This window comes from Pseudomonas sp. AC229 (assembly GCF_979254655.1).
Window position 1 is genome coordinate 1 of the sequence record NZ_CEEDHK010000110.1, and the last position, 233, is coordinate 233.

The window sequence follows — 233 nt, forward strand, 5'->3', positions numbered from 1 at the left end:
CAACAGCGCCCGCGACGCCATGGCCGCGCTGGACCGTGCCAGCCCGAGCAATGAAAACCTGCTCAATGAAAACCGCGATTCGCTGAATGCCGGCGCCCAGGGCCTGAGCGCCATTGGCCCGGCGGGTGGCGAGTTGCGCGAAACCCTCAGCAGCCTGCGCGCGAGTACCCGTCGCCTGCAGGAAGGCCCGGCCGGCTACCTGCTCGGCGGCGAGAAGACCACGGTGTGCCAAC

Annotated in this window: 1 pseudogene; it reads left to right on the top strand. The window is 69.1% G+C overall.

Annotated elements, in window-relative coordinates:
• Positions 1 to 233, top strand: a pseudogene (locus tag AC0IW7_RS25065) (MlaD family protein); the annotation flags it as partial.